The organism is Opitutaceae bacterium TAV5, from assembly GCA_000242935.3.
Classification (GTDB): Bacteria; Verrucomicrobiota; Verrucomicrobiia; order Opitutales; family Opitutaceae; genus Geminisphaera.
On sequence record CP007053.1, the window covers coordinates 6287414 to 6314413 of the forward strand.

A 27000-nucleotide genomic window follows, 5' to 3' on the forward strand; every position below is an offset into this window, starting at 1 on the left:
TTCAGACTTCTTCCTCCATGAGCACCATCGCCACCACCACACCTGCCAGCACCGCCACGACTTCGCCCGCCGGCAAGTCCGCCCTTCTCGACGTCTATTACACCATCTGCCCGACCTTCGTCGCCTCGCACATCGCGCTCGAGCTCGGCTGGCTCGACGAGGAGTTCCGCAAGGCCGGGGCCAACCTCAAGTACCTGCGTGCCATTCCCGGTGACGCCGGCTGGCTGCCACACTTCAGCCACAAGTTCGACGGGCATCTCTTCCGTGACGGCGGCAACATTCCCTCCATCTGGGCGCACGCCGACCATCGCCCCACCCGTCTCCTCGGCCTCACCGCCGCGCCTTCCGGCGGACAGATTCTCGTCCTCGCCAACTCCGGCATCCACCGCGTCGCCGACCTGCGCGGCCGCAAGTTCGGCCTCACCCGAAGCCTGAATGCCGCCAAGGTCGACTTTGCCCGCGGCACTGCCGAGCGCGGCATCGAGGTCTCGCTCGCGCTCCACGGCCTCACCCGCAAGGACGTTGAGATCGTCGATCTTCCCTATGCCGACGACCGCTCCCACGGCCATGGCGTCAAGCCTTCCGAAATCTGGATTCGCAATCAGGTGAAGAACCAGTACCTCGAAGGCGACGACATCGCCGCGCTGCGCGAAGGCCGTATCGACGCCCTCTACAGCCATGCCAACCGCTCCGCCGCCCTCGTGCGCACCGGCGAGTTCAAGGTCATCGAGGACCTCGGCCGTCATCCCGACTGGACGCTCGGCGTCGCCAACAGCCCTTGGGCCATCACCGTCGACCAGGATCTCGTTGACAAGAAACCCGGGGTGGCCGTCGCCTACCTGCGCGCCGTCATCCGCGCCGGACGATGGGCCAACGCCCACCATGAAGCCGCCGCTGCGCTTCTCCATCCGTTCTCGCTGCAGCCGACCGTCGAGGACACCGCCCGCGCGATCGAATCGATCGACCTCGTTCCCAACCTTTCCCCGCAAAACATCGCGGGCATCACCATCGAGAAAGATTTCCTGCTCTCGCACGGCTACGTGAAGCGCGACTTCGACGTGAAGCAATGGGCCGCGCCCGACCTCCTCGCCGAAGCCTGGCGCAGCCTCTGAATCACATCCGCGTTCCCGGCCTCCGCCCATCACCACCACCACTCCGCATGAGCACCTCCCCGTCCGCCCCCCTCCACTCCACGGCCACCGCATCCACTCCGGTCGCGGCGATCTACACCCTCTGCCCGGTCCTTGTCGCGTCCAACATCGCCGTCGAGCTCGGGTGGCTCGACGAGGAGTTTGCCCGCGCCGGCGCCCGCGCCATTTACCTGCGCTCCCTGCCCAGCAGCGGAAGCTGGGAGGCGCACTTCAATCACGATTCACCCAGTCTTTTCCGTGACGGCGGCAACAGCCCCGCCATCCACGCCCGCGCCGATCTGCGCGACACCCGCCTCCTCGGGCTCACCCAGGCCCAGCCGGCGGGCAAGATTCTCGTCCGCGCCGACGCCCCCGTTTACCGCGTCGCCGACCTGAAGGGCCGCCGCTTCGCCCTGTATCGGAGCCTCAACGACGACAAGATCGACCACCGCCGCGCCACCTCCGAACACGGCATCGAAAAAACGCTCACCGTCCACGGCCTCACCCGCGCCGACATCGAGATCGTCGACATCGACGATGACGACGACCGCCCCGGCCTGCCAGCGCAACGTCCCGCCGAGCTCTGGGCCCGGTATCCCCGCAATGGCTGGACCCTCGAAGCCATCGCGCTGAAGGAAGGCCGCGTCGACGCCCTCTTCGATTATTCCGTCGGCGGAGCCCGCGCGCTCGAGCAGACCGGCGAGTTCAAGGTCATCGAGGACCTCGACCGCCATCCCGACTGGACGCTCAGGATCGCCAACTCCCCGCGCACGATCTCGGTCAGCGCAGAGTTTGCCGACCAGCACCCGGAAGTCGTTGTCGCCTTCCTGCGTGCCAGCATCCGCGCCGGCCGCTGGATCAACGCCCATCCCGATGCCGCCGCCGAGCTCTTCCGCCGCGTCACCGTCTATCCCGACGCCGCCTCCATCGCCGCGGCGCTGCCGCATTACGACCTCGTACCCGATCTTTCCGCACAAAACCTCGCCGGCCTCCAGATCGAGACCGATTTCCTCCACGCCCGCGGCTACATCCAAAACGCCCTCGACGTAAAAACCTGGGCCGCGCCCGACTACCTCGCCGAAGCCCTCCGCACCCTCTGACCCGGCGCCCTCCTCCGCTGCCACCAACTCCCAACTACAAACTTCCACACCTATGTCCACCACCACGCTCCCGGCTCCCGCCGCCTCCGCCCAAACGCAAACCGCGTCCTCCGCCTCGCTCACCGAGGTCGTTTACACCATCTGCCCGGTCTTCGTCGCCTCGCACGTCGCCGTCGAGCTCGGCTGGCTCGACGAGGAGCTCCGCAAGGCCGGCGCCAGCCTCAAGTATCTCCGCTCGCTCTCGCCCGAGATCGGCTGGCTCCCGCACTTCAGCCACAAACTCGACAACCTCTTCCGCGACGGCGGCAACATCCCGTCTATCTGGGCCCACGCCGACAACGTGCGCACCCGCCTCATCGGCCTCACCTGGTCGCCCGCCGGCGGACGCATCCTCACCCGCGCCGATTCCGGCATCTATCGCGTGGCCGGGCTGCGCGGCCGCAAGTTCGGCCTCAGCAAGAGCCTCAACGCCGACAAAGTCGATTGGTGGCGCGGCACCGGCGAGCGTTCCATCGAAGTCGCCCTCGGCCTTGCCGGCCTCACCCGCAAGGACGTCGAGATCGTTGACATCGGGAACCCCGACAACATCGGCCTCGGCAATGCCTCCAAACCCGCCGACCTCTGGACCCATCGCCGCCGCGACGACCTCTATTTCACACCCGAGGTGCAGGCGCTCCGCGACGGCAAGGTCGACGCCGTTTACAGCAGCTACGGACGCGCCCTCGCGCTCGAACGCACCGGCGAGTTCAAGAGCATCGAGGACCTTGAAAACCATCCCGACTGGACGCTGCAAATCGCCAACAGCCCCTGGGCCCTGACGGTCAACGCCGACCTCGCCGACAGCCATCCCGAAATCGTCGTCGCCTTCCTGCGCGCCTCGCTCCGCGCCGGCCGCTGGGTCAACGCCAATCGCGAAGCCGCCGCCACGATCCTCCATCGCGTCACCTACTACCCGACCGTCGAGGACACCGCCCGGGCCATCCGCCACGTCGACTTCGTCCACAATCTCTCTCCGCGCAACCTCGCCGGCATCGGGATCGAAAAGGAATTCCTGCTCACCCACGGCTACATCAAGCGCGACTTCGACGTCAACGCCTGGGCCGCCCACGACCTCCTCGCCGAGGCACACCGCTCCCTCTGAACCCGCCTATCCGCAAACTCCCTCTCTCCGCCAAAAACATGAGTGCCACTCTCTCCGACATCCCGGCCGCAAAGTCCGGCCAGACAAAAACCGCCGCGTCTCCGGCGGTTGAAATCACCTACACCATCTGCCCGATTTACGTGGCCTCTCATGTCGCCCTCGAACTCGGCTGGCTGGAGGAAGAAATCCGCAAGGCCGGAGGTTCGCCCGGTTTCCTGCGCGCCAAGCCCGACAACGGCCTCCACGCCCATTTCAGTCATCGCCATGACAATCTTTTCCGCGACGGCGGCATCGTCCCTTCCATCTGGGCCAAGGCCGACAACACCGACACCACGCTCCTCGCCCTGACCGCCGCGCCTCATGGCGGCGGCCAGATTCTCGTCCGGGCCGACTCCGGCATCCGCCGCGTGGCCGACCTGCGCGGTCGCAAGATCGGACTCTCCCGCATCACCAATCCGGGCAAGATCGACTGGTGGCGCGCCACCTCCGAACGCGGCATCGAGCTCGCCCTCGCCCTCCACGGCCTCGGCCGCGACGATGTCCGGATCGTCGATGTCGAGCACGACGACAGTCACTTCTCCGGTCGCGGCGCCGGGCATCCCCAGGTCGGCGGTTTTCTCACCGGCGCCAAACCCGCCGACGCGTGGGCTCGCCTCCGCGAAAGGACGATCCCCGGCTTCGTCCCCGAAGTGCAGGCTCTCCAGGACGGCCAGGTCGATGCCGTGTTCACCAACTTCGGCCGCGCCATCGCCCTGCAACGCACCGGCCTTTTCACCGCGATCGAGGACCTCGGCCGCCATCCGGACTGGACGCTGCAAGTCTCCAACAGCCCGTGGGCGCTGACGGTCAACACCGACCTCGTCAAAAACCATCCGGAAATCGTCGTCGCGTATCTCCGCGCCGCCATCCGCGCCGGCCGCTGGATCAACGCCCATCGCGCCGCCGCCGCCGACATCCTCCATCGCGTCACCTATCCGCCGACGCCCGCCGACACACTGCGCGAGATCACGCCGGTCGATTTCGTACCGAATCTTTCCGCACAGAATCTCGCCGCCGCCGAAATCAAAAAACAGTTCCTCCTCTCGCACGGTTACATCAAGCGCGACTTCAGCGTGAAGGAATGGGCTGCGCCCGACCTCCTCGCCCAGGCCCACCGCAGCCTTCCCGCCTGAACTCTAAACTCTAAACACTAAACTCCAGACACCCATGTCCACCGCCACGCTCCCGACTCCTGCCGCCGCCACCGCCGCGCCCGCGCAATCCGCCGACGCCGCTCCCGTCATCCAGGCCAACTACACCATTTGCCCGGTGCTCGTCGCCTCCAACGTCGCCGTCGAACTCGGCTGGCTCGAGGAGGAAATCCGCAAGGTCGGCGGCAACCTCAACTACCTCGGCGCCCTGCCCGAGTCCGTCGGCTTCCTCCCGCACTTCAGTCACAAGCTCGACAACTTTTTCCGCGATGGCGGCAACATCCCCGCCATCTGGGCCAAGGCCGACCACACCGACACCCGGCTCATCGGCCTGACTGCCGCCGCCCGCAGCGCCGGCCATATTCTGGTGCGCGCCGATTCCGGCGTCCACACCGTGGCCGGTCTGCGCGGACGCAAGTTCGGCCTCTATCGCAGCCTCAATGCCGGCAAGGTCGACTTCTGGCGCGGCACTGGCGAGCGTGCCATCGAGCTCGCCCTCGCCCTGCACGGCCTTGCCCGCAAGGACGTCGAGATTCTCGATCTCGATCACGACGACGACACCTTCCGCCGCGGCGGCAAGCCCTCCGAAATTTTCAAGGACGACGTCCCGAGCTTTGCCGAAGTCGAGGTCAACGCCCTCGCCGAAGGCCGCGTCGATGCCATCTATTCCTGGCCGGGCCGTTCCCGCCGGCTCGAGGCCACGGGCACGTTCAAGGTCATCGAAGATCTCGACCGCCATCCCGACTGGACGCTCGGCGTCGCCAACAGCCCGTGGACGATCACCGTCAACACCGCGTTCTCGAAAGAGCACCCGGAAGTCGTCGTCGCCTACCTCCGCGCTGCCATCCGCGCCGGCCGCTGGGTCAACGCCAACCGCGCCGCCGCCGCCGACATTCTCCAGCGCGTCGCCTTCGGCTTGGACATCGACGAAGTCCGCGCCTACGTCGCCACGCTCCCCGACTTCGTTCCTGACCTCTCGGCCAAAAACCTCGCCGGCATTGAAATCGAAAAACAGTTCCTGCTCTCGCACGGCTACATCAGCCGAGACTTCGACGTGAAACAGTGGGCCGCTCCCGAATTCCTCGAACAAGCCCGCCGCTCCCTCTCCGCCTGAACTCCAAACTCTAAACACTAAACTCCAAACAAAACACCTATGTCCACCGCCACCCTTCCGACCACCGTCACCACCGCTCCCGTCGCGACCCAAACACCTGTCGCGATCGATATCCACTACACCATCTGCCCCGTCTTCGTCGCCTCCAACGTTGCGCTCGAACTCGGGTGGATCGAAGAGGAAGTCAAAAAAGCCGGCGGCAAACTGAACTACCTGTTCACCGGCTCCGACGACGCCCACTACCTTCCCCACTTCAGTCACCGGCACGACAACCTCTTCCGCGATGGCGGCAACATTCCCTCCATCTGGGCCAAGGCCGACAACACCGACACCACGCTCGTCGGCCTCACCTGGGCGCCGCATGGCGGCCAGATCGTCGTCCGCGCCGGTTCCGGCATTCATCGCGCCGCCGACCTCGCCGGCCGCCGCATTGCCCTCTACAAAAGCGAACACGCCGGCAAGGTCGACTGGTGGCGCGCCACCAGCCATCACGGCATCCTTCTCGCGCTCAAACTCGCCGGCCTCACCACCGATGATGTCGAACTGGTGGACATCAATGACGCCGACCGCCCCTGGGGCGGTGGCGCCCGTCCCGCCGATGTCTGGGCCACCCGTCCCGCCGAACGCCGCATCCTCGGCTCCGAAGGCGTGGCGCTGCGCGAAGGCCAGGTGGATGCTCTCTTCACCAGCCTCGGCCGCGCCCGCTCGCTGGTGGAGACCGGCGAGTTCACCATCATCGAGGATCTCGGCCGCCACCCCGACTGGACGCTCCAGATCAACAACAGCCCCTGGGCGCTGACCGTGAACACCGAACTCGCGCAAAAGCATCCGGAAATCGTCACCGGCTATGTTCGCGCCGCCGTCCGTGCCGGACGCTGGATCAACGCCAACCGCGCCGCTGCCGCGGAAATTCTCCACCGGACCAATTTTTATCCCTCGGTCGCTTCTCTGGAGCAGGCCATCCGGCACATCGACTTCGTGCCCAACCTCTCCGCGCGCAACCTCGCCGCCATCACTCTCCAGAAAAACTTCCTCCTGAAATACGGCTACATCAAAAACGACTTCGACGTATCCTCCTGGGCCGATGCCCGCTTCCTCAACGAAGCGGCGAACAGCCTCTGATTCCCGATTCCCTGATCACCACTCCACACCCTCGGCAGGGGAGCCCCGCTGAGGCGTCCGGTTCGGGCGGCGATTCCATTCCGGTTCGTCCCATTTCGCGGCCTCTCGCGAACGCCTCATCCGGGCTCCCCTGCCACCCGATTCCAACGACAAAATTCAAACTGCCAACTCCCGCCACTCATGAGCACCGCCACACTCACCGCCCCCGTCCAGTCGTCATCCGCCACCCGCGGTCTGACCGAAGCGTATTACACGATCTGCCCCGTCCTCACCGCCTCCAACGTCGCGGTCGAGCTCGGCTGGCTCGAAGACGAATTTCGCCGCGTGCACGCGAAACCTGTTTATCTGCGCTCCCTGCCCGGCAATGCCGGCTGGCTCCCGCACTACACACACGCGCTCCATCCGCTCATCCGTGATGGCGGCTCCATCCCCACCATCCAGGTGCACGCCGATCTCGAGGACACCACGCTCGTCGCGCTCACCGGCAACCAGTCCGGCGGCCAGATCGTGACCCGCGCCGGCACCGGCATCCACCGCGTCGCCGACCTGCGCGGTCGCAAGATCGGCCTCTTCCACAGCCTCAACAAGGGCAAGATCGACTTCTCCCGCGCCACCGCCGAACGCGGCATTCTCCTCGCCCTCGAACTCGCCGGTCTCAAGCGCCAGGAGGTCGAAATCGTGGACCTCGAAGATGCCGACGACCCGTCCTTCCTCCAGCCCGCCTCGAAACCGTCCGGACTCTGGTCGCAACTCCGCGACGAGCGGGTCGGCTTCAACGGCCTCGGCAAGGATGCGCAGGCGCTGCGCGACGGCCGCATCGACGCCATCTACGCCAATCACGGCCGTTCGCACACCCTCGTGCGCACCGGCGAGTTCACCGTCATCGAGGATCTCTCGCGTTATCCCGACTGGACGCTCCAGATCGCCAACGGTCCGTCCACCAACGCCGTGAGCACCTCGCTCGCCAAAGAGCATCCGGAAATCGTCATCGCTTTCCTGCGCGCCTCGATCCGCGCCGGCCGCTGGATCAACGCCAACCGGGAGGCTGCCGCCGACATCTTCAAGCGCGTCACCTTCTTCACCTGCTCGCGGCAAATCCTGAAGGCGATCCGCGACATCGACTTTGTCCCCAATCTCTCGCCGCAAAATCTCGCCGCCACCACCCTCCAGAAAAACTTCCTCCGCGATCACGGCTACCTGAAGAACGACTTCGATGTGAAGGACTGGGCCAACTCCGCCTTCCTCGAAGAAGCCCTGCGCGGACTCTGAATCACGCACGCATGTCCACCACCGCCACACTCACCCGACCGGCCGCTTCCGTCGCCAGCTCCGCCCGCAAGAAAGGCTCCGCTGCCTCCCGCGAACAGCGCGGGCCTCGCACCCTGTACATCGACGATGTCAGCAAGCACTTCCTCCTGAAGGATTCCTTGCTCCATGTCCTCGATCACGTCTCGTTCTCCGTCGAGCCTGGCGAGTTTGTGAGCCTGCTCGGCGCCAGCGGTTGCGGCAAGTCCACCCTTCTCCGCCACATCGTCGGTCTCGACAACGACTACGAAGGACAAATCCGCCTCGGCAGCGAAATCGTGCGCGGCACCAGCCTGGATCGCGGTGTCGTCTTCCAGGACCACCGTCTGCTCCCCTGGCTCAGCGTCGAGGACAACGTCAGCCTCGGCCTCATCAACAGCAAGCTGACCCGGCTCGAACGCCAGCTTGCCGTGCGCGAACACCTCGAACTGGTCGGCCTGCGCGGTTTCGAAAAATCGTATCCGCACCAGCTCTCCGGCGGCATGGCCCAGCGCGTCGCCATCGCCCGCGGCCTCGTCAACCGGCCCGAAGTGCTCCTCCTCGACGAACCGCTCGGCGCGCTCGACGCCATCACGCGGCTCAACCTTCAGGACGAGCTGCTGCGCATCTGGCGGCAGGAACAGGCGACCATGCTCCTCATCACCCACGATGTGGAGGAGGCGCTCTACCTCTCCGACCGCATCGTCGTCCTCGATGTGCGCCCGGGACGGGTCAAAGGCATCGTGCCCATTACGCTCGCGCGCCCGCGCGATCGCGTGAGCCATGCTTTCGCCGACCTCAAGCGCGAGGTGCTCGAACTGCTCTCCATCGAAATCCCCGGCTCTGCCGAGGACCCCTCCCTGGCCGGCAACATCTGATGATGTATCGACGTTTCCAACACGACCTGACATGTAACGGCATGCGCTCCTGCATGCCGTCCGCAGGGAGTCCGTTCGCACCTGAAGAGGCCCCCGGGGCGGATCACAGGAAACCGGTCACCCTGGCCGCGCTCGTCATCGTTTTTTTCGCCTGCCTCGTGACCGGCTGCTCGCGTTCGTCATCCGATCCGGATACGACCGCCGCAGCCGGCGCGGAGGCCGGTGCGGAAACCGCGCCCTCCGGTCTCACCGAAAACCCGACCGCCGCAGCCGACGAGGACGATGGCGCGGTCCGGCATCCGTTGCGCGGAGAGATTGTCGACATCCTCGCCGCGCGCAGCACGCTCCTCGTTCTCCATGAAGACATCCCCGGCTTCATGCCTGCGATGACAATGGAATTCAAGGTCAGCGCCGGCGACCTCGCCATCGCCAAACCCGGCCGACGCATTCGCGCCACCCTCGTGCAGCGGGGTCACGACTATTCACTCGAACAGATCTGGCCCGACGACTCGGCCGCCACCGCGACCATCGACCAAGCGGCCGCCGCGCTCGAAAAGAGCACCCGCTCCCTCGCCCGCAAACCCTATCCGTTCCGGGAGCAGGGCGACACCCTGCCCGACTTCACGCTCTACAACCAGAACGGCGAGGTGGTCGCCTTCGAGCGGTTCCGCGGGAAGCATGTGCTGATCAACTTCATCTTCACCCGCTGCCCCGTCGCCACCATGTGCCCGGCCGCGACCCTTCGCATGGCGCAGACCCAGAAACTGGCGCGCGAAGCCGATGTCGAAAACTTCGAACTCGTCTCCATCACGCTCGATCCCGCTTACGACACGCCCGGCGTGCTCAAGGAATATGCCGACACCTACGGCATCGACCTTGCCAATTTTTCCTTTCTCACCGGACCGGAACCGGCCGTGAAGAACCTGCTCAAACAGCTCGGCATCGTCACCGGTTTCGAAGGCGGCATCCTTCGCCATTCCCTCGCCACGATCCTCATCAGCCCGGAAGGAAAAATCCTCCGGCGCGACGACACCAGCGACTGGACGCCGCGCCTGTTCCTCGAACTTCTCCAGCCAAAATCCGGCGTCGCCACCCTCCCCTCGCCCCACTAGATTTCCACCATCATGTCACAATCCATCCATACGCTTCTGCAAACCCGCTACGGCGACGCTGCTCCCGCCGTGGCGCCTTATGTCAACGAGACGATCACCACGCTTCTCAACCACCGCTCCGTGCGCGCCTTTCTGCCCGACGCCCTCGGCGAAGGCGTGCTCGAACTGATCGTCGCCGCCGCCCAGTCCGCTTCCACGTCCTCCAACATCCAGGCGTGGAGCGTCATCGCCGTGCAGGACCCCGAACGCAAGGCCCGGCTCGCCGCGCTCGCCGCCAACCAGAAACAGATCCTCGAAGCGCCGCTCTTCCTCGTCTGGGTAGCCGACCTCTCGCGCCTGCGCCGCATCGCCGATCACATCGGCGACCCCGCCGCCGGCCTCGAACGGCTCGACTCGTTCCTCGTCGGCGTGACCGACACCACCATCGCCGCGCAGTCCGCCGTGGCCGCCGCCGAGTCGCTCGGTCTCGGCGTGGTTTACATCGGCGCCCTCCGCGCCCAGCCCGACAAGGTTGCCGCCGAGCTCAACCTCCCGGCCGGCTCCTTCCCGCTCTTCGGCCTCGTCGTCGGCAAACCCGATCCTTCCCGCCCGGCCTCCGTGAAACCGCGCCTGCCGCAGACCGTCGTGCTCCACCGCGAGCAATACTCGACCGAGCACGAGCGCAGCGGACTCGACGCCTACGAAACCACGATCCAGGCGTTCCAGGCCTCGCAAAAACTCCCGATCCAGGAATGGCGCCGCCAGGCCGTCGGTCGCGTCAAGGCTCCCGAGGTTCCCAACGGCCGCACGCCCATCCAGGACGCGCTCGTGCAACTCGGCTTCACCGTTCCCTGATCGTCCGGACCGTGGCGCGGGTGATCCGCCCGCCTCCACTCTTTCTCATTCTCGTTCTCTTTCTCCGGATCGTACTCCTTCTCGTACTCTTACTCGTGCTGCGGCGCGCCGTGCGAGTGCCGGAGCAGGAGAACGATCAGGAGAAAGAGAAAGAGTACGGGAACGATTCCGGAGTGGCGCGGGTCCCCCCGCCCGCTCCGTAACGCCACGTTATCCGTATCCATGACCGCCTGCAGTCCGGCTTATTAGTTTTCCCGGCATCATCCCTTCGCTTGCGCCTGCCGGTCGCGACGCGAGCATTCCCTTTTCCGATTCTTCGCGCTGCCACGTCCGCATGCACCTTCACCGTCCACAACGCCGCCGCCACTTCCTGCGCATCCTCGCGCGGCGCTGGCGCGCGGACCTGGGCCGCAAGCTCTCGCTCGTCGCCGTGCTCGCGGCGTGGCTGGTGGCCACCGGCTCGCACTGGGATCTCGTGCAAACCTTCGCATGGGCTCGCATGGTGATCAGCTACTCGCAGGACATGCCGGTCACCGAGGCGCTCCTGCTCACGTTCAGCGGCAACGCGCCTTGCGATATCTGCAATGTCGTCACCGCCGGCAAAAAAGCCCAGGACCAGGACCCTGCCTCGACGTCCGGCGCCGGCGCCATCGGCAAGCACGCCGACGGCAAAATCCTTCTCGCTCTTTCCCCGGCTCCGCTGAGCGCGCCTGACGCGCCGGCCGCCGACAGCTGGCCCGGATCCGTGATACACGAACCGGCCATCCCCGCCTACCCCGTCCCCGTGCCCCCGCCACGAGCCTGAGCCGCCTCCGGCATTCGGGTGTAACTCAAAATTGTATCAACGCCGGTGTAGGGGCGCACTTCACGTGCGCCCGTTCGCGGGACGAAGCTCCGATGACCATCAACGGGCGCACGTGAAGTGCGCCCCTACACCGGAGCCCAGGCGCCTCCGGGTTTCGGAATCCTTCGCTGCGTTGACACCACTTTGAGTTACACCCCCCGGCATTCTTCCGGCGTCAGACAGCTCGGCCGCTCTCTCGTACGCCTGCCGCGGCTGCACGCCGCGCGCTGCGCATTTCCGTGCACTCCTCGCACAATCCACCCGTTTTTTATGAAACCTCCATTTTTCTTCTCTACACTCATCCTTCTCGCCACCGCCCTTCCGGCTTCGGCTCACCTCAGCTTCAGAGGCCGCGATCTCGGCTCCTTCGACGGCACTTCGACCGTATCCGTCATCATCGACAACCAGACCGTCGCCAACAACTCCGGCTGGGCCGACGGCACGTTCGAAACGCTCGCCGACTCCCACAAGGTCCGCCCTTATCGTTTCACGCTGGCCGCGCCCGCTGCCGTCACGATCACGGTTTCGGCTCACGCCGCCGCCACCGACCAGTCCGCCGGCGGCCTGCTGCCCGGCTTCTCACTCTACGCCGGGCTCCCGCACCTCCCGCCCGATCCGCTGGACTACGATGGCTCTTCCGTGACGCTCGCCTGGCTCGCCTCCCTCGGCGGCACGCAGCCGAAACACGGCGCGTTCGACGCACTCCGGTCATTCCGGATCGGCAACGACGCTGCCACCGCCACCAACGGTTCCTTCGATTTTGCCGCGCTCTCGACTCTCGCCTTCATCGGCTACGCGGCCGACGGCGGCCCGGCCAATCTCGGCGAAGGTTCCGGAGCGACCGGCGACGGCACGGCCGACGGCCAGGTCTCCGGCTCCTGGCAACTCCCCGCCGGCAGCTACACGCTTTTTGTCGGCGGGGCCGATCACGCCCACCGCGAAAACTCCGGGAGCGGCTACGGCGTCGCCGTCACTCTCCGGATCGCCCCGCCCGCGGGCGATGCCCCCGCCGCCACGCATCACCCGCACTCCGGGAGCCACGGCACGACCACCCGCTGATTTTTCAACCACATCCATCGCATTCCCATGTCCTTTTCCCGTTCGCTCCTTCTCTTTCTCCTTCCGGCAGCATCCCTGCTCGCCGAGCCCGCACCCGGCACCGATGCCACCAGCGCCGCGCCGGTCAAACTGGATGACGTCAACGTCACCGCCGACCGGCCCGCCTCGCTCACGGTCGGCACGCTCGACGCCGCCAGAGCCGGACTCGCGCTCACGCCCGGGGGCACCGAAGTCATCGATCCGGCCAGCTACCTGATCGGCCGCTCCTCCACGGTCGCCGACACCTTCGCATTCGCGCCCGGCGTGTTCGCGCAGTCGCGGTTCGGTTCCGACGAAGCCCGCCTCTCCATCCGCGGCTCCGGCCTCCAGCGCACCTTCCACGGCCGCGGCATCCGCGTCCTCCAGGACGGCGTGCCCGTCAACCTCGCCGACGGCAGTTTCGACATGCAGTCGCTCGAACCGACCGCCGCCGCCTGGATCAACGTCTGGCGCGGGGCCAACGCTCTCGCGTACGGCTCGTCCACGCTCGGCGGCGCCATCGACTACGTCTCCCTCACCGGCCGCACCTCCCCCGCCCTCTTCGGCCGGCTCGAACTCGGCTCGTGGGATTATCTCCGCGCCACGTTCGCCGGCGGCGGCGTCACCGCCGACGGCCGCGCCGACGCCTACGCCTCGTTCACCGAACAGACACAGGACGGTTTCCGCCGCCACGCCGACCAGAACAACCAGCGTGTTTTCGCCAACGCCGGCTGGCAGTTTTCCGACGTTGCCGAAACGCGCCTCTTCCTCACCGCGGTCCGCACCGATTCCGAGCTTCCCGGCAACCTCACCAAGGCCCAGCTCGAAACCGATCCCCGCCAGGCCGCCGCCGCCAACGTCGCGCAGGACCAGCATCGCGACTACGACCTGCTCCGCGCCGCCAGCGTCACCACCGTGCGCACCGGCGACACCACCTGGACGCTCACCGGCGCATGGACGTACAAGGACCTCGATCATCCGATCTACCAGGTCATCGACCAGCTCTCCAATGATGCCGCCCTCGGTATCAACTTCGAAAATACAAGCGACCTTTTCGGCCGCGACAACCGGCTCCGGGGCGGCGTGCTCTTCACCCGCGGCGAGATCAACGCCGCCAATTACGTCAACAACGCCGGCCGCCGTGGCGCGCTTCTCGCCAAAGCCAACCAGACCGCCACCAATGTCGAAGGCTTCGCCGAGGACCAGTTCGCGCTCGGCGGCGGCTTCACGCTCGTCGCCGGCGCCAACGCCTCATGGAACCGCCGCGAAAACGACCAGCTCGCCGGCGCAGGCTCCGGTTACGATCTCGATTACCATCGCATCTCGCCGAAACTCGGCCTGCGCCGGGATGCTGCGCTCGCGGAGCCCGGCGCAAGCCTGCAATTCTACCTCAACGCCTCGGGCAGCTACGAACCGCCCTCGTTCAGCGAGACCGTGACCAACGACACCGCCCGCGACGCGCAGACTGCCCGCACCCTCGAACTCGGCACCCGCGGCACCCGCGGGCCCGTCCGCTGGGACGTGTCGCTCTACTACGCGGAGGTGAAGAACGAACTCCTCACGCTCGCCGATCCGGTCACCTCGCTCACCACCACCGTCAACGCCGACCGCACCACGCACGCCGGCGTCGAGGCCGGACTCGACGTGGATCTTCTCGGCTCCCGCTGGAGCGACAATCCCGACAACCGCCTCGTTGCCTCGCTTGCCTGGACGTGGGGCCGGTTCCGTTTCGATGACGATGCCGTTTATGGCAACAACACCCTCGCCGGCCTGCCCCCGCAACTCATCCGCGGCCAGCTCCTCTGGCGGCACCGCGCCGGCTGGTACGCCGGACCGACGGTCGAATGGGTGCCCGAAAAAACCTGGATCGACCAGCGCAACACCCTCTCTGCCGATCCGTATGCCATCGTGGGCTTCCGCCTCGGTCGCCGCCAGGAGCACGGCATCTCCTGGTTTGTCGAAGCCCGCAACCTCACCGACAAACGCTACGCCGCGACCACCGGCGTGATCGAGGATGCCGGCGGCGTCGACCAGGCACAGTTCCTGCCCGGCGACGGCCGCAGCGTCTACGCCGGGCTCGAATATCGCTGGTGAGACGGGAAACGCATCCTGCATCTCTTCCGCCGTGTTCGCTCCTGACCACGGATTTTGTCAGTGAAATCCGTGGTCAAAAAACCGGTCCGTTCACCTGGCGGCGGCGAATTCCAGCCGCACGCCGTTGCCGGCGAGAACGAGGCGGTCGTCCTCCAGCCGCACTTCGTTCACCTGCTTCAGATCGGCGAGATAATCCCGTTCGCGTTCCATCGCCTCGGGCAGACCCGCCATCATCGTGGTGACCAACCCCTGCGTGAGATCGAGAGCACCGGCTTCCGTCAGCCGGGCGACGCCCATGTAGCGGTTGACGCCAGCCATGCCGCCGATCCGGTTGCCTTCACCGATCGTGAACGTGATCGGGCCGGGATCACGGGTGCTGCCATCGGCAGAAACCCATTGATCGAGTTTCCATGACCGGCCGGCGATTTGTGCCAGCGTTTCTTCCGTAGTCGCGGATTCTTCGGGAGCCGCCGCGCCAGCGGCAGCGGGGGACGTGAGGGCGCCGGCGCCGGATGACCGGCAGCCGGAAAACGGAAGCGCCAGAGCGAGGGCGAGAAGCGGGAAGGTGAGCAATTTTGTCGGGTTCATGATGTTATTTTTATTCGGATTTCATTCATTGTCCAATGACTGGCGGTAAAGTCGGGGAAATTGAAAATCGGTGACCTGTAGTTGTTAATCGATGACAAATCCGGATTTTCCGCTCATGGATCTCCCTCCGTGGCGGCAGTCAGGGCCTTGACGGGAATCCGCAGCGTCACGTGCGTGCCGGCTCCGGGTGTCGATTCGACGGCGAGCTCGCCGCCCGTCAGGAAGGCCCGTTCCTGCATGGTCCGGAGTCCATACCGGGGACGGCTTGCGCGCTGGCAGGCGCTGTCGAAACCCCGCCCGTCGTCCTTCACCGAAAAAACGAATACGCCGGCCTCGCAACGCAGGCTTACCCGGATGTGCTTCGCCCTGCCGTGCGTCACGGCGTTGGCGAGCGCCTCCTGCAACACCCGGAAAAGATGCTCGCGCACCGCGACCGGCAGGATCGGCAAATCTTCATCGGCGCATACCTCCACCTCGATGCGGTGCCGGCCCGCGAACGCGGCGCAATGATCCCGGGCAACACCGGAAAAATCGTTCCGGTCGAGCAGTTCGGGCCGCAATCCGTCGATGTTCTGGCGCAGTTCGTCCACAGCTACACCGAGCTCCGCGATACACGGCTGGATGTGCCGGTCGAAATCGAGCGCTTCGACGTGCTGGAGCATTTTCATCTGCAAAACGACGGCCTGGACGGTCTGGCAGACGCTGTCGTGGAGGTCGCGCGAGAGGCGGCGGCGCTCGGCTTCCTGGGCGTTGAGCACGCGGGTGGAAACACCGCGCAACTCGTTCTCGGCCCGGCGCTGGTTAAAGTTGCCCGAGGCGACAAGGAGCGTCGTCGCCATCAGGTTGAGCAAAAGGCAGTGTCCGATGATGACCTGATCGGCCGTGGGCGCGATGCCGGCGAACGACGCCTGGATCACATGGCCCCCGGCGATGCTCGTGTAGAAAAGGCAATTGGAGATCACCGCGGCCGCCGTGCCGTTGCGCAGGCCGATCATGACAGAGGCTGCGGCCATCACGAGAATGCCGGGCGCGACCGGTTCTCCGTTTCGCTCGAAAGTGAAAGTCAGCCACGCGCCTGTCATCAACATCGCAAGGTAGGCCAGATACTCGCCCGCGCGCCGCCGCTCGGCCCGGACCTCGGCCATGCAGATCATCAGCACCAGCGGTGTGAACGCCACCACGCTGGCCGTCTCGCCCAGCCACCAGATGAGGACCTTTTGCCAGAAAAAATCGGTCGCAGGCAGCACTCCCTCCCACTTGTAACAGCAGAAAACGGCAAACGGCAGCCCGACGAGGCCGCCGCCCACACCGATCAGGGTGATGTCGAAACGCACGCTTGGCAGGATCGTCCAGGCCGGGAAAAAACGGCGGATGATCCAGGCAGAAACCACCGCATGAATCGTGGATTCGATGCCGACCGTCGGGTGAACCGACAGCGGGAAAAAGCAGACGAGCGCCAGCACGTGCCCCAGGTAGATGGCCGGAGCCTGGCGCAACCCGTAGAGAAGAAGCAGCGCGATCGAGCAGCCGGTCTCCGGCCAGAAAACGGCCGCCCAGCTCCGCTCGCCGCCGGAAAGAGCCGTCCTGCTGATAAAGATGCTCAGCCATACGCAGGCAAAGGTGACGACCAGCGAAACGAGACCCGCACACAGATGCCCGGCGGGCGTGGACGGCGGCAGGGGAGAACGCAGACCGCGGTTTGGCATTCAGTCTCCTCCTTTCCTCGCGGCGGCCTCTCTCATCGGCTTTCCCCGTCCCGGGCGGCTTTCGCCGCGGCCCTTGTCTTGACGGAATCCCCGACCGGCATCTCCACCCGCCCGGCAGGCTCGGGCAGACCAAGCGGAAGGCACTGGTACCAGGCGATCCGGTGCGAGGCGTGCAGGATCCATTCCACCGGATACGAAGCCCACCCGCGGTCGAGCAGCCGCAGGTTTCGCGTCGTGACCGGATAAAAAACCTGCGCCCAGAACAGGGAAAACCACGCCTCCATGTCGTGCTCCGGACGATCGGGGCAAAGCCGTGCCAGCAGCTCCGCGACACGATGCTGCAGGGGGGCGAAATGCTCCAGCACCATGAGTTGCGCCTCTTCCAGCCCGTCGGCAAAAACCCGCAACAACAGGCCATTGATCGCCGGCAGTCGCTCCGGTCCGTGGATGAGGAACATCAGATTCTTCACGGAGGCATGCAGGGCGTCGGAAATCTCGCGGGGCGAGGGTGTCTCGCCGAGCGCAAAAAGCGGGTCGAAAAACCGGTCGAGTCGCGGGGTCTCGACGAGGTAATTGCGAACCACCTCGACAAACAGCCGCTCCTTGGAACGGAAATGGTGGAACAGCGATGCGAAGACGACATCCGCCTCCTTCGCGATGTCACGGATGCTGGCGTCGGCGAAACCTTTCCGGGCAAACACTGCACTCGCCGCCTCCAGGATTTTCTCGCGCGAACGCTGGCCGGAACGGTTGATCCACGGCGCACGGCTGATGGTTTTGTCTTTCGGTTGAGTCATGAGATCTGGAGGCGAAGGAGCCTGGTCGCCCCGCCCCGCACTCCTTCGCGGGGGAAGCATGATTTTTTACGGATGAGGCCGGCCATCTATCCGGCGGCGGGCGACGGCGAACCGGTTGCCTCGAGCGCGGGCATTCCGGCTGTTTTCTGCAAACCGGCATTCTCTTCCGCCCGGAGGTGCAGGCGAGACCACGGAGTGGCGCCGCCGTTGCGATAGCCCGGCGAGGGGCGCTTGCAGTTGTAGTGGTGGAGCCACTTCACAAAGTCGTCCGCCAGCGGGGCCATTCCCGCCGCCGCCGGACTGCCGGAGTACGCGGACCCGCCCAGGCGCACATTGAGCGGCAGCCGGAAATCCCGGATGAGAATCCGGCTGAACTGTTCGACGAAGCCGTTGGCGTGGAGTGCCGACCGCTGGCGATGCCGGATTCCGCATGTCGTCAGGTAGGCCGGGAACGGATGACTCTCCGTGCGCCCGTAGATGCTGTCGCGCGTCGTCAGCACGGCCCCCACGGGCGTGCCCTGGCGCGCGTACCAGGGCAACACATGATCGTGAAGCAGGCCGATGGCTTCGCGTGTCGTCGCTCCGGCATACAGCCCGCCCGTGACATAGCCGCTGAACGTATCGATCGCGATATGGGCATGCACCCATCCGGAGCCGGCCAGCCGGGCGATCGGGAAATGAGCCTGGCAAACCCTCTCGCCCGGCCGCGTGCTCTCCTCGTGACGTTCACGCAAGGCCGGGTTGAAACGCTCCAGCTTCGCCCACTCCGGCGCGGCCGGTTCGCGTTTTCCGTCCATCCACTCGCGCTCGAGCCATTCGAGATAATCCCTCTGGAGCCCGCCCTGCATTCCATGGTTCTCGATGATCTTCGCCACCGTGTTGCGCGAGATCGCGACGCCATGCCGCGCCCGGATCTCCCCCCGGATGGACTCGAGCGACTGGTGCGGGACGTTCGCAACGGTTTCGATAATGAAAGCCACGATCTCCGGCGGGGTCGGCCTGGGCCGGCGCGACCGCGCGGCAGAGGGTTGCCGCACCGATTCGATGAACCGGTCAACGAACGAGGACGACTGCGGAAAACCGTCATGCGGTGGCGGCGGTGTAGGGTGCGGGTCTTCTGGCATGGGAAAAAAGGAATCTGGCAAACGGGAAATGGAGGGAGATCGCAGGGAAAGACGGTGCGCGCCTCGCTGATGCGGACCTGCGGTCAGGCGCAACGCGGCGGCAACGGCACCGGGATTCACGGGATCGGATGGATATAACAAGGGAGGCGATCACTCGGAGGGAAGATTCATGCTACCATTATATCACTCACAGTTCCAGTCGGGTAAATACCCTACAAAACAACAAGTACCTTTTGTTAAGTAAGTTAAGTCACACAAATTACGGATAACCGGCGGAGAATAGTGACATCGACCCAGGCCCGGACCTCGACATATCAGAATGCGGACGAACAATGATTACACACTTGGACAATATCCATACATTCGTATGCATAATGGCGCATGGCATAGTTGTATAAGGAGGTTGCACAACGGTCGCTGCATCGTTCCCCGCATTTCCGGGAAGGCTGTGCGCCGCACCGTCACCGTCCCCTCGGGCGGGCAACTGCCGGCGGCTTCCGGCGCGGCGGAAGGCTGTGGTTCGGATCGGGGAGGTGAGTGTGGTCATGGTATCGTTGTCCCTGACGGCGGCCTGCCGATCGGGACACCGGAGAGTGTAGGCTCCTTCACGGGATGCAGCCAGTTGGGCAATGTCCTGATCCTCACCGGCCGCACGGTCGGCTGGCTGATGCCGGAACGGAACCGATTTCCGACCGGCCGGTTGCAATAACCGGCTCCTCACCTGCGTGTTACCGATTGGTCTTTTGACGGTTTTTCACGAAGGAGAGGCCGCCGCCGGTCCAGGGGACTTTCCTCACGCTTCCGGCCGGCCGCGAGGGCGGGCGCCTACGCCTGCGCGGGCGCCGTCAGCGGCACCTTGACCGTGACGACGGTTCCGCGGCCCGGGCTCGAATCGATCCGCAGCGATCCTCCGACCAGCAGTGCCCGCTCCTCCATCGTGCGCAGGCCCAGGTGCAGGCGATCCTTTGTCTCGTCCACCGCGAGATCGAAGCCGCTGCCGTTGTCCGTAATCCGCATTCGCAGCCAGCCCGGGTGCCGGTTTGACAGCGACAGCGTCACTTCCACGACCGAAGCCTTGCCGTGCTGCAGGGCGTTGGACACCGCCTCCTGCACGAGGCGAAACAGGTGTTCGCGCACCTCGAGCGGCAGCCGTTCGGCCTCGCCGCCGGTTTCGTCCGAAAAGAGCACGTCCGCCTCCGAACGTTCCTCGATCTGCGCGCAATAATCCGCCAGCACATCGGCAAAAGCGCTCCGGTCGAGCATCTCGGGCCGCAGACCCGCGACCGTGCGGCGCAAGTCCTTGAGCGCGGCGGAAAGATCGCTGGCCACCGCCTCCATCTCCGACTCCGGCGACGCGCCGCCCGCACGTCCCTCCCCTGCTCCGCTGGCGGCGAGGCGCAGCCGCATGATGGCGCCGAAAATCGCCTGGCTGGCGCCGTCGTGCAGATCGGAGGAGAGGCGGCGGCGCTCGATTTCCTGAGCCTTGAGCACGCGGGACGACACCCTGTGCAGTTCCCTGTCCGCGCGCCAGTAGTCGTAAAAACCGCCCGCCACCAGCAGGCAGATGGCCGTCGCTTCGAAGATGATCGCATCGAACTCCGTCTGCATTCCGGCAACCCCGGCGGTGCCCGGGCCGCCCGGAAAACCTGCCTGGATGGCTGCCGCCACGACCAGCAAGGCCATATTGGAAAAGATCGCCCCGATCACCCCGCATCGCAACGCGATCACGCAGCCGAGCACGATCAGCACCGTGATGGCCATGATCGGGCGCGGCCCGCCCTCGCTCAGCACCAGCCACGCCACATAGACACACAACGCGATCTGGCCCAGCGCCCAGAGCATCGATTTCACCGAACGCCAGCCGTTCTCGCGAAACGAGGGCCGGAGCAGCAGCACCGCCGGCGTAAACACGATGACGCTGGCGCAATCGCCCATCCACCACTCCAGAAAACCCGCCCGGAAACCGATGCCGGGATGGAGGTGCTGTTCGATGAAATACCAGGCCGGCCAGGCGGTCAGCGTTGCCGGGATCAAGGCGCCGGCCACGATCATGATCGCAAAAAACCGCGTGCTCGGGACGTAGCGAGGCCCGCGTGGCCAGGCCCACCGGATCAGCGTGCAACCCAGCGCGGCGTGCGCCGTGCCGATGGCCGCGCACAGCAGGGCCAGGAGCGGATCAAGCCAGCACAGGTACCCCGCCAGGTGTCCCGCCAGCACGCCCGGAAACAGACGCCGCCCCCGGAGCAGAAAAATCCCCAGCGTGATGCCGCCGGGCGGCCAGAAAAACAGACTGCGTTCGAACCCCGCCACCTGCTGCACCAGCAGCGATCCGGCGACCACCACGAAGGAAACGAGCGTGACGGCCAGTTGCCATCGCCACTCGATCAGGACGGGCTGGCCGGAGACCGGTGGAAACGGAGCGGGAATGACTTTCGGTATCACGGAAGACACGACAGGGCGCGCGGTCGCGACGTCAGGCTCCCGGCGACGACACCGGAGACTGCGAGGGTTGCGACGAGGGAGTCATCGGTACGATGCCCGATGCCATCGCGAGGTGGATCAGTTCCGTCCCCTTGGTGACGTTGAACTTTTTCATGAGACGCGTGCGGTAAACCTCCACCGTCTTGGGGCTGAGAAACAGTTGCGCTCCGATTTCCTTGGTCGAGAGTCCGCGTGTGATGCCCTGCAACACCTCGCGTTCGCGCGGAGCGAGTCGCGGTGTTTTCGGAGACGCTCCGGCCGCCGTCTCCATCGTCCGGCTGAAAAGAAATTCCTCGCCCTGACAGACGCGGCGGATGATGGACGCGAGCGCATCGAAGGCGTCGTCCTTGGCGACAAAGGCGCAGGCCCCGGCATCAAACGCATCCTGCATCGCCAGGGGCGTCGCGTGCATCGTCAGCACAACGACACGTGTAGCGGGAAACTCCTTGCGCAGACTTCGCAGAAACCCTGCCCCCGTGCTGCCGGGCATGCTCAGGTCGGAGACCAGCACGTCGGGCCGGACGCGGGCGACCAGTTCCTTCGCCTCCGCGCCGTCGCTGGCGCCGCCGACGTATTCCATATCCGGGCACATCCGGAGCAGGGCCTCGATGCCCTGACGCACCACGCGATGATCATCGGCAATCGCCACGGTGATGGGTCGGGAATACCCTGGCGCCGTAGCGGATGCGGCGTCGCCGGTTGCCGGGCTGACGCGATCTGACGGTGAGGGTGGCGAAGAAGCGCGGGAAGTCGTCATGGCATGCGTCGGAAGGCTCCGGAATGAAGCCGTTCCGTTGTGGTCGGATCCGTGAAGGAACAGAAAGAAGTCCAGGTTGCGGTTGAGTCGGATAAGCAAGCCTGCCGCGCCGGAAGCGACTTCGGAATGCGCGCCCGGTGTGGCAGAACAGGCGGTAGCGGTTGACAGGAATGATGCACCAACCCGCCCGATGATCAACCAGAAGCATCGGTCTGGTCTCCCGCTCGCCAACGGCGCTCTCCGTCCGGAAGGATCACGACGAGGAGAGAAGGGGTAGATGATGGCCGCCAATTTCCCGCTGTCATCGGCATGAACAAAGCAGCTTGCATTCCTTGCAAAAAAAACTGTAACAACTGCAACATGCCATCGTCATCACCGGCCGCTGCGACACCGCCTCCACTTTCCGATGCCCCGCCGCTCGACCTGGAGGTGATTGCGTTCTGGGTGCAGGTGGCGACGCTGCTCGGTTTTCCGCGCTCGGTCGGTGAAATCTACGGTCTTGTTTTCCTTTCCGAGCAGCCGCTGAGTGCCGACGACATTGTGGAAAAACTCGGCCTGAGCCGCAGCGGAGCCGGCCAGGGATTGAAGGTGTTGCTGGACATCGGTGCCATCCGGCCGGCGCACCAGCTTGCCAGCCGGAAGGACTATTACCAGCTCCAGACCGATCTGGGCATCCTGGTCAAACTCCTGCTCAACGCCCGCGTTCTGCCGCAACTTGAGGAACTCGGCCGCCGCCGCGCCGCCCTCGCCGCCACCGTGGCTGAATCCGGCCCCGACCACCTCGCCCGGCGCTTCGAAAAACTCGACCGCTGGCGCGAAAAAGCCGAACCCATCCTCGCCCTGGTCAAGGGGCTGGCAGAAACCCGCACCAACTCATGAATCTGCTCGTCACCGGCGGCTGCGGTTTTATCGGCAGCAATTTTATTCGGCAGCGCCTCATCGAGGATAAAAAAAGCTCGCCGCTGCGCAAGCTCGTCAACCTCGACGCCCTCACCTACGCCGGAAATCCGGCCAATCTCGCGGACCTTGCCGGCGACCCGCGGTACGTTTTCGTACATGGCAACATCGGAGATGAAGCCCTCGTTACCCGACTGCTTGCCGATTACGACATTGACGCCATCATCAATTTCGCGGCCGAAAGCCACGTGGATCGCTCCATCAATTCACCGGAGCCGTTCATCCAGACGAATGTTGTCGGAACTCTGCGCCTCCTCGAGGCCGCCCGTCGCCACCATGCCGCCTTGCCCGCAAACCGTCGCTTTGCCTTCCGGTTTCTGCACATCTCCACTGACGAAGTCTATGGTACCCTTGGGCCTGGTGATCCTCCCTTTACCGAAAACACACCCTTTGCGCCCAACTCCCCCTACTCTGCCAGCAAGGCCGCCAGTGATCATCTGGTTCGCGCCTGGAACCAGACATATGGCCTCCCAACCCTGACCGTTAACTGTTCCAACAACTATGGTCCGTACCAACACCCGGAAAAACTCATACCTCTGACAATTCTCAATGCCCTTCAGGGAAAACCGATCCCTCTCTATGGGGATGGCTTGCAGGTCCGCGATTGGCTCTATGTCGAAGACCACACCGCTGCCATTTGGCTTGTCCTTCAAGGAAGCTGTCTTGGCGAAACCTATAATGTCGGAGGCATGAACGAACAAACCAATATCGATGTCGTAAAAACCGTTTGCGCACTCCTCGATGCCAGAGTCCCGCGCGTTGATGGCCAGTCTTATGCCCGGCAAATCACACACGTAGGTGACCGCCCCGGCCATGACCGCCGCTACGCCATCAACTGCGAAAAAATCCGGCGTTCATTAAAATGGGGACCAGAGAAAATTTTTGTTACCGGTCTTGAACAGACGGTCAGTTGGTATCTTGGCAGACATATCAGGAAATGACTTGTGGAGGGAATATATATGTCAGAACAGAATAATCATCACTATTGGCACACTATGGAACGATTCAGGGATATTGTCCTGTATCGTACCATAGCCGGCATAAAATCCGAGGCCCGTCAGCGTTATTTAAGCTATCTATGGTTCCTTCTGGAGCCATTGCTAAGTACTGCCGTTTTTTATATAGCCTATTCTCAAATTACCGGAAAAAGGGGACCCGATGCCATCCTCAGCATACTTATCGGCATGATCCTCTGGCAATGGTTTGAAAGCGCCGTCATGTCCGGTTCCGGTTCAATCAGGGCAAAATTTCATATCCTCAACCAATTTAACCTGCCCAAGTATCTCTTCCCGCTCGTCTCCATATTTATCAGCACATGGAAATTCCTGTGCGTTTCAGTGATCATCTGGCTGTTGGCAGCGGCATTCGGATATCTACCAAATCTTAACTGGATATATCTCCCCCCTCTCTTCCTCATACAACTGTCTTTCATCATCGCCCTCACTTTGCCTATCTCTATAGCCGTCACACTCTGGAACGATTTTCAAACCATATTAAGCTCTGTTTTTCGCATGTTATTTTTTATTTCCGGCATATTTTTCGATCCCAATAAAATTCCCGCCAATTTACAGAAATGGTTTTATACTAACCCCATAGCTTTCTTCATTGAAGCCGGCCGTGCTGTCATATTGCGAAATGAACCTCCACGTTTCGAGCACATGACAATGTCACTCATCTCAACCCTTATTTTGTTATTGATTGCCTGGAGGTTGCATCGCAGCTATGATAAGCGCCTCTTGAAGCTTACCAATGACTAAGGGGGCTTAAAAACCTGCTCTTTTTTGCAACATGCTCCTAAAATGACAACTGCCAAACCCATCATATCATTACGCAATGCCGGCGTGTGTTATCGCCCGCCCAAAACCATCTTTTCAAAAGCTAAAAAGGAAATCTGGGCATTACGCAGCCTCAACCTTGACATCTATGAAGGCGAAAAGCTCGGCATCATCGGACGCAATGGCAGCGGCAAAAGCACCCTTATGCGCGTCCTCACCAAAATCTATAATCTGGACGAGGGTGAAATCATTTTTCACAAGCCAAACGCCCATGTGGAATTGCTTTCGCTTGGCGTTGGCTTTGAGGGCATTTTAACCGGACGTGAGAATGCAATCTTGAACGGAATGCTTATGGGCAAGACGCGCTCTTACATGCTGGAACACATAGATGCGATCCATGATTTTTCCGGTCTTGGTGAGTTTTTTGATTATCCGGTTTACACCTACTCAACAGGAATGAATGTTCGCCTAGGCTTCTCAACAGCAATGGAGATAGATCCAGACATACTGCTTGTGGATGAGGTTCTTGGTGTTGGTGATCAGGTGTTCATGGAAAAATCGACTAAGGCTTTAAAAACGAAATTCACCGGAAACCGAACGGTAATCCTAATCAGTCATCAGCCAGCTAACATAAAAACTCTTTCAACACGGGCCATCTGGCTTGAAAAAGGGATGATCCTTTCAGAGGGAAGTCCCGCAGAAGTTATCAAGTTTTACGAAGCCAACATACATCAATATACAAAATAGCGCATGCCCTTACACTCCATTCATAACATGACTTCAACATCATTGTTCCCAAAAAATCACATATTTCAGCCACGAGAGGCTGCTGAATCTTCCGTAGCAATTATCATGCGGACAAAGGACAGACCCATCCTTCTTGCCCGTGCAATTTGTAGTGTTATAAATCAGAATTTTTCCGACTGGCATCTATTCGTGATCAACGACAGCGGTTGCCCTGTCATCTTACAAGAAACTTTGCGCCCCTATATGGCCACACTCCAAGGGAAACTCACTCTCTTCAACAATGAAACCTCTTTGGGGATGGAAGCGGCCAGCAATGTCGCGGTAAAGGCAATAATGGCGGTCAATTCCAGACAAAATGTCACAGGTATTCCGCCTGCCCGGCGCTTCGCCTACTGCGTCGTCCACGACGACGACGATTCATGGCATCCGGATTTCTTGCAGGAAACAGTTGCTTTTTTGGAAAAAAAAGAAAATCTTTGTTATGCTGGAGTTTGCACAAGAGTTATACTGATTGAAGAGGAAATCCGTGACGAAAGCGTCGTCTGTATTCGAGAGTACCCTTATCGTGATTTTGTCAGAGATATAAACTTGTGGGAAAGTTTTAAAGTAAATCAGAGTCCGCCTATAGCTTTCTTGTTTCGCGTGGATTTATTTGATATGGTCGGGCTGTTTAATGAACACCTGCCTGTCCTTGGCGATTGGGACTTTATGCTTCGTGTCCTTTTTCAATCTGATGTCGGATTTGTTGACAAACAACTCGCCTACTATCATCATCGAACAAGTAACAGGGGAGGCACGGACGGTATTTATGGTAACTCTATAATTGCTTCAAATTCACTCCATCAGTCGCAAAGAAAACTTTTTGAGTCAGCTATTTTCAGGAGCGGGATACAAGAAACTGGTGGAAATGGAACATTCAGCATCCTGTTCGCGCTCGCCCAAATGGAGAAAAGCATAAGATGGGAGACGGATAAATTATCCACAAAACTTGCAAAACTCGAAAAAGAAATCGAACAAAAAAATATTATAAAGAAAAGTGTCTTTAAAAAAATAACTTCCTTTTTTTATCAAAATTTCATCAAGCATCTTCTGAAATTATTCAACATTCCAACCCCGCCACCAGACAAAAGGAAAAATATCCTTAAACG

Annotated in this window: 26 protein-coding genes; 18 read left to right on the forward strand and 8 right to left on the reverse strand. The window is 62.9% G+C overall.

What is annotated here, in order from left to right; all coding sequences use genetic code 11:
* Positions 1–17: 17 nt before the first annotated feature.
* From OPIT5_26585 to OPIT5_26650, 14 genes are all read left to right on the forward strand, one after another.
* Positions 18–1112, forward strand: coding sequence for a nitrate ABC transporter substrate-binding protein (locus OPIT5_26585; GenBank protein AHF93254.1), 1095 nt, complete (start codon positions 18–20; stop codon positions 1110–1112).
* A 47-nt stretch (positions 1113–1159) separates the two neighbouring features.
* Positions 1160–2230 (forward strand): nitrate ABC transporter substrate-binding protein, encoded by a 1071-nt coding sequence (locus tag OPIT5_26590; GenBank protein ID AHF93255.1) that lies wholly within the window; start codon positions 1160–1162, stop codon positions 2228–2230.
* A gap of 52 nt (positions 2231–2282) precedes the next feature.
* A complete protein-coding gene (locus OPIT5_26595; GenBank protein ID AHF93256.1) occupies positions 2283–3371 on the forward strand; it encodes a nitrate ABC transporter substrate-binding protein in 1089 nt (362 codons plus the stop codon).
* A gap of 38 nt (positions 3372–3409) precedes the next feature.
* Positions 3410–4543 (forward strand): nitrate ABC transporter substrate-binding protein, encoded by a 1134-nt coding sequence (locus tag OPIT5_26600; protein ID AHF93257.1) that lies wholly within the window; start codon positions 3410–3412, stop codon positions 4541–4543.
* A gap of 34 nt (positions 4544–4577) precedes the next feature.
* Entirely contained in the window at positions 4578–5675 is a 1098-nt protein-coding gene (locus OPIT5_26605; protein AHF93258.1) for a nitrate ABC transporter substrate-binding protein, read from the forward strand.
* Between the two features lie 39 nt (positions 5676–5714).
* On the forward strand, positions 5715–6797 hold the full coding sequence (locus OPIT5_26610; GenBank protein AHF93259.1) for a nitrate ABC transporter substrate-binding protein: 1083 nt from the start codon (positions 5715–5717) through the stop codon (positions 6795–6797).
* Between the two features lie 180 nt (positions 6798–6977).
* Entirely contained in the window at positions 6978–8066 is a 1089-nt protein-coding gene (locus OPIT5_26615) for a nitrate ABC transporter substrate-binding protein (protein ID AHF93260.1), read from the forward strand.
* An 11-nt stretch (positions 8067–8077) separates the two neighbouring features.
* Positions 8078–8959 carry a sulfonate ABC transporter ATP-binding protein gene (locus OPIT5_26620; protein AHF93261.1) on the forward strand — a complete coding sequence of 294 codons (882 nt, stop codon included), beginning with the start codon at positions 8078–8080 and terminating at the stop codon, positions 8957–8959.
* Positions 8960–9000: 41 nt separating this feature from the next.
* Positions 9001–10071: an electron transporter SenC gene (locus OPIT5_26625; protein ID AHF93262.1), complete on the forward strand. Its 1071-nt coding sequence runs from the start codon at positions 9001–9003 to the stop codon at positions 10069–10071.
* Positions 10072–10083: 12 nt separating this feature from the next.
* Positions 10084–10905, forward strand: a complete 822-nt coding sequence (locus OPIT5_26630) for a nitroreductase (protein AHF93263.1) — start codon at positions 10084–10086, stop codon at positions 10903–10905.
* Between the two features lie 11 nt (positions 10906–10916).
* Positions 10917–11108 carry a hypothetical protein gene (locus OPIT5_26635; GenBank protein AHF94777.1) on the forward strand — a complete coding sequence of 64 codons (192 nt, stop codon included), beginning with the start codon at positions 10917–10919 and terminating at the stop codon, positions 11106–11108.
* Between the two features lie 131 nt (positions 11109–11239).
* Positions 11240–11710 (forward strand): hypothetical protein, encoded by a 471-nt coding sequence (locus OPIT5_26640; protein AHF93264.1) that lies wholly within the window; start codon positions 11240–11242, stop codon positions 11708–11710.
* 309 nt (positions 11711–12019) lie between these two features.
* A complete protein-coding gene (locus tag OPIT5_26645; GenBank protein AHF93265.1) occupies positions 12020–12808 on the forward strand; it encodes a hypothetical protein in 789 nt (262 codons plus the stop codon).
* 27 nt (positions 12809–12835) lie between these two features.
* On the forward strand, positions 12836–14920 hold the full coding sequence (locus OPIT5_26650; GenBank protein AHF93266.1) for a ligand-gated channel: 2085 nt from the start codon (positions 12836–12838) through the stop codon (positions 14918–14920).
* A 90-nt stretch (positions 14921–15010) separates the two neighbouring features.
* On the opposite strand, the gene OPIT5_26655 is transcribed toward OPIT5_26650, so the two are convergent.
* From OPIT5_26655 to OPIT5_26685, 6 genes are all read right to left on the reverse strand, one after another.
* Complete coding sequence (locus tag OPIT5_26655) at positions 15011–15508, reverse strand: heat-shock protein (protein AHF93267.1); 498 nt, start codon at positions 15506–15508, stop codon at positions 15011–15013.
* Positions 15509–15621: 113 nt separating this feature from the next.
* Positions 15622–17214, reverse strand: a complete 1593-nt coding sequence (locus OPIT5_26660) for a histidine kinase (protein AHF93268.1) — start codon at positions 17212–17214, stop codon at positions 15622–15624.
* A gap of 32 nt (positions 17215–17246) precedes the next feature.
* The gene (locus OPIT5_26665) at positions 17247–18011 is read right to left on the reverse strand and encodes a TetR family transcriptional regulator (protein AHF93269.1); all 765 of its coding nucleotides are present in this window, start codon (positions 18009–18011) and stop codon (positions 17247–17249) included.
* A gap of 86 nt (positions 18012–18097) precedes the next feature.
* Positions 18098–19135 (reverse strand): transposase ISSod13, encoded by a 1038-nt coding sequence (locus tag OPIT5_26670; GenBank protein ID AHF93270.1) that lies wholly within the window; start codon positions 19133–19135, stop codon positions 18098–18100.
* 825 nt (positions 19136–19960) lie between these two features.
* The gene (locus tag OPIT5_26680; GenBank protein ID AHF93271.1) at positions 19961–21460 is read right to left on the reverse strand and encodes a histidine kinase; all 1500 of its coding nucleotides are present in this window, start codon (positions 21458–21460) and stop codon (positions 19961–19963) included.
* Between the two features lie 148 nt (positions 21461–21608).
* The gene (locus OPIT5_26685) at positions 21609–22265 is read right to left on the reverse strand and encodes a histidine kinase (GenBank protein AHF93272.1); all 657 of its coding nucleotides are present in this window, start codon (positions 22263–22265) and stop codon (positions 21609–21611) included.
* Between the two features lie 468 nt (positions 22266–22733).
* Between OPIT5_26685 and OPIT5_26690 the strand changes: the two genes are divergently transcribed.
* The 4 genes from OPIT5_26690 to OPIT5_26705 are packed head-to-tail and all read left to right on the forward strand — an operon-like array spanning position 22734 to position 25852.
* On the forward strand, positions 22734–23252 hold the full coding sequence (locus OPIT5_26690) for a transcriptional regulator (GenBank protein ID AHF93273.1): 519 nt from the start codon (positions 22734–22736) through the stop codon (positions 23250–23252).
* Positions 23249–24271, forward strand: a complete 1023-nt coding sequence (locus OPIT5_26695) for a dTDP-glucose 4,6-dehydratase (GenBank protein ID AHF93274.1) — start codon at positions 23249–23251, stop codon at positions 24269–24271. The genes OPIT5_26690 and OPIT5_26695 overlap by 4 nt, the downstream gene beginning before the upstream one ends.
* 18 nt (positions 24272–24289) lie before the next feature.
* Positions 24290–25087: an ABC transporter gene (locus OPIT5_26700; GenBank protein AHF93275.1), complete on the forward strand. Its 798-nt coding sequence runs from the start codon at positions 24290–24292 to the stop codon at positions 25085–25087.
* A gap of 42 nt (positions 25088–25129) precedes the next feature.
* Complete coding sequence (locus OPIT5_26705) at positions 25130–25852, forward strand: ABC transporter (GenBank protein AHF93276.1); 723 nt, start codon at positions 25130–25132, stop codon at positions 25850–25852.
* 648 nt (positions 25853–26500) lie between these two features.
* Here the strand turns inward: OPIT5_26705 and OPIT5_26710 are convergent.
* Complete coding sequence (locus OPIT5_26710) at positions 26501–26626, reverse strand: hypothetical protein (protein ID AHF94778.1); 126 nt, start codon at positions 26624–26626, stop codon at positions 26501–26503.
* A gap of 201 nt (positions 26627–26827) precedes the next feature.
* A complete protein-coding gene (locus tag OPIT5_26715) occupies positions 26828–26938 on the reverse strand; it encodes a hypothetical protein (protein AHF94779.1) in 111 nt (36 codons plus the stop codon).
* Between the last annotated feature and the right edge of the window lie 62 nt (positions 26939–27000).